The following is a 499-nucleotide window of genomic DNA, read 5'->3' as shown; positions in this document are numbered from 1 at the left end:
CATCTCGGCATGGACGAACCCGGTTCTCGAAGCTGGTGACGTTGTCGAGGTGGAGCGCGCGAGTATGTACGTCAAAGGTCTCTACACGGTGGACGCATTCAACATCCCGCTACGTCGCGAGGGTGTACAGCAGCTCAAGCTCAGGACGAGGAGGATCGTGTCATGAGTGATGAAGTTACCCAGGAGGACGCCCAACGCGCCGCGACTCAGCATCAGCAACTCACTTCCCTCGCAGGAGCTTTGGCTCCCGCGAAAGTCGGCTGCTCGGCGTGTCTGGTCAAGGGAGTGGTCACCGCCTACACCTATCCGTACATGACGGTTCAGGTCGACGGCGACACCCTGACCTCGATCGCCAACGTCCGGCACCTGGAGGCGTACTCCCCTGTGGTGGGCGACACCTGCTCGATGCTCAAGCAAGGCCCGGACCTGCTGGCCATCGGTCGGATCAACACCACCACAGGCTCGCCTTCCCTGAATGGATGGCAAACCCCGACGCTAG

At 61.3% G+C, this 499-nt stretch carries 1 protein-coding gene; it reads left to right on the top strand.

The annotated features are described in order from the left end of the window. Nucleotides 1-162 precede the first annotated feature (162 nt). A partial coding sequence (locus AC3DE3_RS17190; protein WP_488370835.1) for a hypothetical protein occupies nt 163-499 on the top strand: 337 nt, incomplete at its 3' end.

It is taken from the genome of Dietzia sp. IBK-p2-16D (genome assembly GCF_057773085.1).
Note: the sequence above shows the minus strand (reverse complement) of the source record. Positions and strands in the feature narration are given on the sequence as shown.